8 protein-coding genes (1 of these 8 cut by a window edge) are annotated in these 10,000 nt (G+C 46.6%); 1 reads left to right on the top strand and 7 read right to left on the bottom strand.

The annotated features are described in order from the left end of the window. Nucleotides 1-2,182: the 5' portion of a DNA gyrase subunit A gene (gene gyrA / locus EI981_RS00040; RefSeq protein WP_126994351.1), read on the bottom strand. Its footprint begins 356 nt before the window's first position; only the first 2,182 of its 2,538 coding nucleotides appear in the window; the start codon lies at nt 2,180-2,182; its stop codon lies off the left edge, out of view. Nucleotides 2,183-2,506: 324 nt separating this feature from the next. On the opposite strand from gyrA, the gene EI981_RS00035 reads away from it, so the two are divergent. Then, a complete protein-coding gene (locus EI981_RS00035) occupies nt 2,507-3,286 on the top strand; it encodes a YheC/YheD family protein (RefSeq protein ID WP_126994349.1) in 780 nt (259 codons plus the stop codon). A 75-nt stretch (nt 3,287-3,361) separates the two neighbouring features. Here the strand turns inward: EI981_RS00035 and gyrB are convergent, their stop codons facing one another. The 6 genes from gyrB to dnaA form a co-directional block, all read right to left on the bottom strand. After that, on the bottom strand, nt 3,362-5,278 hold the full coding sequence (gene gyrB, locus EI981_RS00030) for a DNA topoisomerase (ATP-hydrolyzing) subunit B (protein WP_126994347.1): 1,917 nt from the start codon (nt 5,276-5,278) through the stop codon (nt 3,362-3,364). A gap of 33 nt (nt 5,279-5,311) precedes the next feature. Continuing rightward, entirely contained in the window at nt 5,312-5,560 is a 249-nt protein-coding gene (gene remB / locus EI981_RS00025; protein WP_126994345.1) for an extracellular matrix regulator RemB, read from the bottom strand. A 16-nt stretch (nt 5,561-5,576) separates the two neighbouring features. Further along, nucleotides 5,577-6,689: a DNA replication/repair protein RecF gene (gene recF, locus EI981_RS00020; protein WP_126994343.1), complete on the bottom strand. Its 1,113-nt coding sequence runs from the start codon at nt 6,687-6,689 to the stop codon at nt 5,577-5,579. A 46-nt stretch (nt 6,690-6,735) separates the two neighbouring features. Next, nucleotides 6,736-6,951 (bottom strand): S4 domain-containing protein YaaA, encoded by a 216-nt coding sequence (yaaA, locus tag EI981_RS00015; RefSeq protein WP_126994341.1) that lies wholly within the window; start codon nt 6,949-6,951, stop codon nt 6,736-6,738. A 272-nt stretch (nt 6,952-7,223) separates the two neighbouring features. Further along, complete coding sequence (dnaN, locus tag EI981_RS00010; RefSeq protein ID WP_126994339.1) at nt 7,224-8,366, bottom strand: DNA polymerase III subunit beta; 1,143 nt, start codon at nt 8,364-8,366, stop codon at nt 7,224-7,226. A gap of 287 nt (nt 8,367-8,653) precedes the next feature. After that, nucleotides 8,654-10,000 (bottom strand): chromosomal replication initiator protein DnaA, encoded by a 1,347-nt coding sequence (gene dnaA, locus EI981_RS00005; protein ID WP_126994337.1) that lies wholly within the window; start codon nt 9,998-10,000, stop codon nt 8,654-8,656.

The raw sequence follows: 10,000 nt of genomic DNA, 5'->3' as shown, positions 1-10,000 counted from the left end.
TACGATAGTCAGACACTGGAGTACGTTTGCCGTATCCCTTCGTCGTAACGATCAGAATATCCTGATCCGGAACGATAACATCCATACCGATCAATTGATCATCCTCATCGAGTGTAATCCCCTTCACACCAGTTGCTGCACGTCCCATCGAACGCACATCACTCTCAGGGAAGCGGATCGACATTCCTTTGGCTGTACCCATAATGAGTTCTTGCTCGCCATCGGTAAGTCTTACGTCAATCAAGGTATCATCTTCGCGAAGATTAACGGCGATCAGACCACCCTTACGTATATTCACGTAATCTTCAAGCGGAGTTTTCTTCACGATACCCTGACGAGTCGCGAAGAATAAATATTTATCCTCATCGAAGTTCTCTACCGGAATTACGGCATTGACCGTCTCGCCTTGTTCAATCTGAATCAGATTAATGATAGGCGTCCCACGTGCGGTCCGACCAAGCTCTGGAATCTCATAGGCTTTCAGTCGGTAGGCCTTACCGCGGTCCGTGAAGAACATCAAATAATGATGCGTATTCGTCACGAAGAGATGCTCAACGAAGTCATTATCCTTCGTATCCATCCCGACGACACCGCGTCCCCCCCGCTTCTGGCTGCGATAAGTCGTAACTGGAAGACGCTTGATGTAACCCGTATGAGTGATCGTAATAACGACCTCCTCTTGCGGAATCAAGTCCTCGTCTAGGATGCTCTCTTCACCAACTATAATCGCGGTGCGGCGATCATCGGAATAACGTTCGCGAATCTCTTGCAATTCATCGCTAATAATTTGCAGTACAAGCGCTTCACTAGCTAGAATCTCACGGTATTCGGCAATCTTCTGCAGAAGCTCTTGATATTCTGCCTCGATCTTCTCACGTTCCAAGCCAGTCAGGCGTTGTAGACGCATATCCAGAATAGCCTGTGCCTGCTCCTCGCTCAGACCGAAGCGCTCGATCAAGCCGTTACGGGCAATCTCGGCAGTCTGCGAGCTGCGGATCAGGGCGATAACTTCATCCAGATGATCCAAGGCAATCCGCAGGCCTTCCAAAATATGAGCACGGGCTTCCGCCTTCTTGAGTTCAAATTCTGTCCGCCGGCGAATAACTTCAACCTGGTGTTTTAAATAATGATGTAGAACTTCCCGCAGCGTCAGAATCTTAGGCTCGTTGTTAACGATAGCGAGCATATTAATACCAAACGTGCTTTGCAAGGAAGTATGCTTATATAAGTTGTTCAATACGACATTCGGATTTACATCCCTACGCAATTCGATAACGACGCGCATCCCATTACGGTCTGATTCATCGCGCAAATCGGTAATGCCATCGATTCTCTTCTCACGTACCAGTTCAGCAATCTTCTCAACAAGCCGGGCCTTATTGACCTGATAAGGCAGTTCATCAACGATGATACGCGCCTTATTGTTGTTCTCTTCAATGGTAGTCTTGGCACGCATTGTGATTGAGCCGCGGCCCGTCGTATAGGCCTGACGAATGCCGGAACGACCAACGATGAAGCCTGCTGTTGGGAAATCGGGCCCTTTGATATATTCCATCAATTCTAGAGAGTCGATATCAGGGTTCTCGATCATGGCCTGAACCCCATCGATAACTTCGCCCAAATTATGCGGTGGGATGTTAGTTGCCATCCCGACAGCGATCCCCGACACACCATTAACGAGCAGATTCGGGTAACGCGCAGGCAGAACGACAGGTTCATGCTCCTCACCATCATAGTTCGGCATGAAGTCGATGGTCTCTTTGTTAATATCGCGCAGCATTTCCATAGCTATCTTGGACAGACGTGCTTCTGTATAACGCATCGCTGCTGCAAAGTCTCCGTCGATGGAGCCAAAGTTACCATGCCCCTCAACGAGCATATAACGCATCGAGAAATCCTGCGCCATACGTACCATGGTCTCATATACTGCTGAATCACCATGAGGATGGTACTTACCGATAACTTCGCCGACGATTCTTGCTGATTTCTTAAACGGCTTGTCTGGATACATACCGAGCTCGGACATCGCATACAAAATGCGCCGATGGACAGGCTTCAAACCATCCCTAACATCGGGCAAAGCACGGCTGACAATGATGCTCATCGCATAATCCATAAAGGATTCGCGCATTTCCACATTAATGTCCCTATCTACAATTTGCGAAAATTTTTCCTCCGCCATGCTGGACCTCCTAAAAATTTATCCATGTGCCTACGTACAGGATGATTATGAAAAAGCCAGTCATTAACATCGTTTCACAAAAACGGCTCACTTAAACGTAACGATTTCTCATCCTAAACTCCCATAGACAACAATAAAAATGGGGATGTGTCCACTCCCATTGTTATGTCTCTTCATACACTGAAAATATAGGCAATCTATTCGATTCATCAAAAAACTTATAAAATCCCCGCATCTTTTAATTATATCATTGTTTATCTCTCCTGTCCTATGTTTTTCATACCTTAGGGCAGCATCCGGGGTAAAGAAAGGAAGGATAAATACTTGGCGATACAACGTATAGCAAGTAAATGGGAGAAGACCGTCATTTTACGGCAGAACGAACTCATTCGCCCTTACATTCCAGATACAAGAAAATATTCTGCCGAGCATCTTGGAGAAATGCTGAATACTTACGGCGTCGTATTTATCAAACCAGACTGCGGGACTTATGGGATCGGGGTCATGAGTGCCGAACTATGGCATGATGAACTTGATGCTGCTGCAGGCCATCAATATAAGCTCAGGCACGGCATTCAAACGGAGGTGTTCTCGACAATGGAGGAGCTACATGCCTCCATTTCCTCTCATATCGGCAAGAAATTATATCTGATTCAGACTGGCATCCGAACGCTCACATTCCGACGCTCCAAATTTGATATTCGCGCCCTTGTTCAAAAGACACCGCATAAAACCTGGGAGACGACCGGATTTATCGGACGCTTGGCAGCCCCCCAGAAAATCATCACCAATTACCGCGGTGGTGGAACAATTATGACGATCGAGAGTTTGTTCGAACCTCACCTTACACCTAGACAATTTACTAGCGTGTACAAAGAGATGAAGGTGCTAGGAGTTCGCGTTGCCGCCCAGCTTGCTCGGAGATTCCCCAATTTGAAGGAAATTGGCCTTGATCTGGCCATCGATGAACAACACCGCATCTGGATTCTAGAAGTGAATACACTCCCGGCACTCTTCCCCTTTAAGCATCTTACTAACAAAGAGATTTATAAGAAAATCCGCCGTTATGCCGTCCACTATGGACGCCTGAAATCTAAAAAATGATCTACTGCTCTACCGGGTATAGAAGAAGGCCGAGTTGAGGGGATGCCTCTTCTCGGCCTTCTTTTTATTCGAACTTTAAATATCCAAGTTCTTCACGTATTTAGCATGTTCATGGATGAAGTCGCGCCGCGGCTCAACACTATCGCCCATAAGCACATCGAATATTTTGTCAGCTTCCATCGCATCGGAGATCGATACCTGCTGCATCGTACGGCTCTCAGGATCCATGGTTGTCTCCCACAGCTGTTCAGCGTTCATCTCGCCAAGACCTTTATAGCGCTGCACATTGTATTTGGCATTCTCGCCGAACTCAGCAATAATCGCATCGCGCTCTGCTTCAGAACCGGCATAGCGGACAACCTTGTTGCGCTCTACCTTGAACAAAGGCGGCTGAGCGATATATACATATCCTGCTTCGATAATTTTCCGCATGTAACGGAAGAAGAAGGTCAACAGCAATGTACGAATATGCGCTCCGTCGACGTCGGCATCGGTCATAATAATAACTTTGTGGTAACGGGCTTTGGAAATATCGAACTCCTCGCCGATTCCGGTACCCAGTGCAGTAATGATTGCACGAATCTCTGCATTGCCGAGAATACGATCAAGACGCGCCTTCTCCACGTTCAGAATCTTCCCGCGCAGCGGCAGAATCGCTTGGAAATGACGATCACGTCCTTGCTTAGCCGATCCGCCTGCGGAGTCACCTTCGACGATATACAGTTCGCTAAGCGATGCATCCTTAGAGGAACAGTCGGCGAGCTTACCTGGCAAGGCGCTAACCTCGAGCGCACTCTTACGACGCGTCAATTCCCGTGCCTTACGAGCTGCTTCTCGCGCCCGCGAAGCTTGCAGAGCCTTCTCCAGAATCCGGCGCGATACCGCTGGATTCTCCTCCATGAATTCCTGCAACTTCTCTGCGAATAAGGACTCCACAATTCCACGTACTTCACTATTGCCGAGCTTCGTCTTCGTCTGCCCTTCAAATTGTGGCTCAGGAATTTTCACGGAGATAATCGCCGTTAACCCCTCACGGACATCATCCCCGCTCAGGTTGGAGTCATTTTCCTTGATCATGCTATTCTTACGGGCATAATCATTAATAATTCTTGTCAACGCACTCTTAAATCCGGACTCATGTGTACCGCCTTCATGCGTGTTAATGTTATTGGCGAAGGAGAAAATATTCTCCGTATAGCTGTCGTTATATTGCAAAGCCACTTCAACCTGAATCATATCGCGCTTGCCTTCAACGTAAATCGGCTCTTCATGCAATACTTCTTTGGTATGATTCAAATATTTAACGTATTCGTTAATTCCGCCTTCATAATGAAAAGTGTCCGAGACTCCGGTACGATTATCCGTCAATGAAATATTGATGCCTTTATTCAGAAAGGCAAGTTCACGAATACGCGTCAATAGAGTGTTGTAGTCAAAAACAGTCGTCTCCGTGAAGATTTCCGGATCGGGATGGAAGGTCGTCTTCGTCCCGGTCTTGCCCTCATCCGAATTGCCGACCACACGGATGTCGTATTGTGGAGCACCACGACGATATTCTTGTTGATAGACATGACCGTCACGAGTAACTTCAACGACCATTTTCTCAGACAGGGCATTTACAACAGATACACCTACCCCGTGCAGACCACCGGATACTTTATACCCACCGCCGCCGAACTTACCTCCGGCATGGAGAACGGTCATAACGACCTCAAGGGTCGATTTCTTCAATTTCGGGTGTTCACCAACTGGAATGCCACGCCCGTTATCGATAACCGTCACGCTGTTATCTTCATGAACTATTACGTCAATCTTATTGGCGTAGCCAGCCAATGCCTCGTCAATACTGTTATCAACGACTTCCCAGACCAAATGATGCAAGCCCCGGGCACTGGTCGAACCAATATACATCCCCGGACGTTTACGGACAGCCTCCAGACCTTCCAATACCTGTATCTGACTCTCATCATACGATTGTTCGTTCATAGACATGCCTTCACCTACTTCTATAGATTCAATTCAAGATCACACCAAATAGTTCAGATTAGTCTTCTTCTTCAGTGTTGAGGAGGAAATTGGGGAGTAGTACACAGTATTTTTGGTGACAACGATGGATTTGGCCTCTTCTTCTCCGATCCTTACCACATTCTTCTCCTGGATCGCGTGACTTACGAACTGTTTCGATATTTTGGATGATTTCTCAATCGATATATCAAAGATCGCTACCAATTCCGATGAGAGAATGACCTTCTCTCCCCCCAAATGAATGTACATCGCTTACCTTCCCACCTTATCTCTGAACTTGTCCCTCTTGAACATGAAAAATGCTGGCGTTCTGAAGCCGGCTCTCGTTAATGCTCTCAATTCCCGTAGCCGTGATGAACGTCTGCACTTTACTTTGAAACGTCTCGATCAATTGGGTTTGACGGTATGGATCAAGCTCGGACAATACATCATCCAAGAGCAGGATCGGGTATTCTCCGATCTCCTCGTTAATAAGCTCAATCTCCGCTAATTTAAGTGACAGTGCCGTGGTCCGCTGTTGTCCCTGTGAACCATAGGTCTGTGCTTCATTGCCATTAATATAAAAAGTTATATCATCGCGATGAGGACCCGCTAAGGTCATGCCGCGGCGGATTTCCTGATCCTTCATTTGTGATAACTTTATCATAAATTGCTCCAATAGGACAGCTTCATCTTCTGTCTCGGCTTCTCCGAAGGAAGGAAGATAGGATAATTCCAGCTTCTCGCTCCCCCCAGTGATACCGTCATGAATCTGTTCCGCCCATTTTTGCAGTTTCTTTATAAATTGTTTCCTCTTCTTGATAATTTTAACACCATGCTCCACTAATTGCTCATTCCAGATCTCCAGCATGACGGCAAGCTCGGCTTCCTTGCCCCAAGCCTGCTTCAGCAGATTGTTGCGCTGTACCAGCACCTTCTGATATTGCTGCAAATGGAATAAATAGCTTGGCTGCACTTGTCCAATCTCCATGTCGAGGAAGCGCCGACGCACACCAGGTGTTCCCTTCACAATCTCCAAATCCTCTGGCGCGAACATAACGGCATTGAGCGCGCCGACGAACTCGCTTAACTTGCGCTGTTCAAGTCCGTTAAGCTTAGCCTTCTTCCCTTGGTTCGAGAAGCGCAGCTCCACTTGAACCGTTCCATACTTCTTCTCAACCTCAGCCGAGACAGCAGCATGATCCTGTCCAAAGGAGATCAGCTCCCGATCCTTACTCGTACGGTGGGATTTGGTCAAAGCAAGGACAAGCAATGCCTCGAGCAAATTCGTCTTACCCTGGGCATTGCGTCCGAGAATGAGATTCACATCTCCAAAAGAATCAAGATTTAGCGCGTCATAGTTCCGATAATGCTGCAAGCTTAATTTATTAACAAACACAATCGTTCATGCCCTCATTTCCACCTGTAGCTTCAGGTTCAGGGAGCTACTTGCTGGCCACTTGAAAAGTGCCGCAATCCCGCACTTCTACAATATCCCCAGGGTATAACTTACGGCCGCGGCGCTGCTCGGGCTCATTATTCACAGCTACAGCTTCTTCCTGCAGCAGGGCCTTGGCCATCCCGCCTGTATTTACGCAGTCTGCCAGCTTCAGAAATTGATCCAGCTTAATATACTCATCCGAGATGCTGATCTTCTTCATCTCTGATCCATTCCTTTCTTGAGGGATGTTATTCCCGTTAGTTCTCTTATTCGCTTTTCAGCACCGAAGCCTGTGCTTCCGATGTGCGTTTTTTCAAAACGCTTCAGTTGGATGAAGCAGGACATGAGGAGCGCAGCGTACGTAGTGTGTACGTGAGCACCTGAGATGTTTCCGGAGGAAACATAACTTCGTAAGCAGCTGCTTAGGCCCGGGTGAATTCAAGATTCGATGCCGAGTTTACTTCTTGCGTTACTTCGTGATCAAAAGCGAAGTTAATTGGTTGTGCGGTAAGGCAGGATCAGATAGAGACTCTGGCTGTCATCCATCGGTTTAACGATCATCGGGCTCATAGCTCCGGTGAAGCCGATATGAAGTTGCTCGCTCTCAACCACCTTAAGCACGTCCAGCATATATTTCGAGTTAAAAGAAATCCGCAGCGGATCTCCGGTGTATTGAATTACGTCCAATTGTTCAACGACCTTCCCGAGTTCATTGGAACTGGAGGAGATCTCTATCGTATTGTTCTCAAAGGTTTGTAGACGGACGATATTCGACTTTTCTTCACGCGACAGCAAATAAGCCCGGTCGATAGACTCGCTTAATTTCTTCGTATCGATAACCAATTCCGACTTATAGTTCGTCGGGATGATTCTGGAAGTGTCCGGATAGGTTCCGTCCAGAATACGAGTATAAAACAGCACTCGGTCAATTTTAAATAATACCTGATTGTCGGCAACAACGATATCCACAATTGTATTTTGGTCAGGTACGATCTTGTTGAGTTCATTCAACGTCTTACCGGAAATAACGATATTGCTGACACGAACTTCATCCGCATTATCAATCTGTGCAGTACGGCTTGCCAAGCGGTGGCGGTCTGTAGCCACCAGTTTGAAGTCATTCCCGTTAATGTCCCATAGAATACCTGTCAGAATCGGTGATGTCTCGTTGGTAGAGATCGAGAATGTCGTCTGCTTGATCATGTTTTTGAGTAGATCGCCCTGAATCGAAATGACTTGATTCTCCTCAATGCTCGGTAGTACAGGATATTCTTCCGGATCCATACCTACCATCTGAATATCGGTAGAGCCGGAGGTTATTCTGGTCTGGAATCCGTCAAGAAGCTCCATCTCAATTTCGGAGGAAGGCAACTTCTTAATAATTTCCACGAAAAATTTAGCTGGCAATACAACGCTGCCCGGCCGTTCTACTTGTACAATTTGCTTCTCGTTATCTTCAACTGGAATATAGGCTTGAATAGAAATATCGGTGTCGCTGGCAGTCAGCGTCATTCCCTGATAATTAACTTCGATCTTGATCCCCGTCAGAATCGGGATCGTTGTACGGCTGGAGATCGCTTTGGATACATGCTGGATAGACTCATTCAATTCATGTTTTAAAACGCGGATTTTCATAAATTCAACTCCTAAACAAAGTATCTTATTCTTCTACTTCTCTAACCTCAAAAAGCAGGCAGTCATAAAACCTCTCATAGCAGCATATTAGTAACTGAAGCAGCTTGTTCTAGAAGAAAGGCAGGGTTGGACAATTGGCAGCGGCAGCGCCGCTATTATCTATGATGAATATTATTATTTATAGTAATAGTAGTAGTAGGGACCCTGAATATGTGGATAACAAGCATAATCATATGAAATGAAGCCTATCCACATGTGAATATCTTGTGCATAGGCTTATAGCTTATTCAGGATGAATTTTTAATTTTCTCCGTGATGTTGTTGATAACTTTATTCAATTCCTGATCATTCTTAATCTGCTGCGAAATTTTCTCATGGGCATGTATTACTGTTGTATGATCTCGACCTCCGAAGGCATCCCCGATCTTGGGCAATGAGAAGTCGGTTAGTTCCCTGGATAGATACATCGCGATCTGGCGAGGAAAGGCAATGGCTTTGGTCCGCTTACGCGCCTTGAAATCCTCCATCTTGAGATTGAAGTATTCACCGACCCGCTGTTGAATATCCTGAATCGTAATCATCTTCGGACGGCTGGAAGGGATAATATCCTTCAAAGCTTCGGCGGCTAGATGAGTTGTAATGTCCTGATTAATCAAGGACGAGTACGCAACGACACGGATCAGCGCTCCCTCGAGCTCCCGGATGTTCGTATCGATCTGGTTGGCGATATACATCATCGCTTCGTTCGGAATGTCGAGATTCTCCGCTTTTGCCTTCTTGCGCAGAATGGCAATACGGGTCTCCAGATCCGGAGGCTGAATATCAGTGATAAGTCCCCATTCAAACCTCGACCGAAGCCGTTCTTCTAAAGTCGGAATCTCCTTAGGCGGTCGGTCACTAGAGATAATAATCTGCTTACGCTCTTCATGCAGAGCATTGAAAGTATGGAAGAACTCCTCCTGCGTAGACTCTTTCCCGGCAATAAATTGAATGTCGTCAATGAGAAGGATATCGATATTTCGATATTTGTTACGGAAGCTCTCCGCTCGGTTATCCCGGATCGCATTAATGAATTCATTCGTAAATTTCTCCGAGGAAATGTATACGACCTTGCTGCTGGGGCTATGTTCCAGAATATAATGTCCAATCGCATGCATTAGATGCGTCTTGCCTAGTCCCACGCCCCCATATAAGAACAGAGGGTTGTAAGCTCTGGCCGGCGCTTCAGCAACAGCAAGTGAAGCTGCATGGGCAAACCGGTTCCCGGATCCAATAACGAATGTATCAAAGGTGTACTTGGGATTGAGCATGTGAGATATGCTATCTTCGGTTTGGACGGGTGCCTGGGGCTCCTTATAGACTGCGGGTTGCTCGGGTGGGGCCGATTCTTCGATGACGAAGGATACGTCCACCTGTTTGCCGAGATATTCATAAACCGTGGTAGCTACCAATTTTGTATATCGGCTCTCCAGCCACTCCACTGCGAACGTGGTGGGAGCTGAGATGACGATGGAATGATCGTCGATGGATACAACTTTGGTCGCTTTAAACCAAGTATCGAAGCTGGGCTTGCTGAGCTTGGTATTAATGATGGATAAAATATTTTGCCATATTTCAGAAGTATGGCTATCCAC

This window comes from Paenibacillus lutimineralis, from assembly GCF_003991425.1.
Taxonomy (GTDB): Bacteria; Bacillota; Bacilli; order Paenibacillales; family Paenibacillaceae; genus Fontibacillus; species Fontibacillus lutimineralis.
Note: the sequence above shows the minus strand (reverse complement) of the source record. Positions and strands in the feature narration are given on the sequence as shown.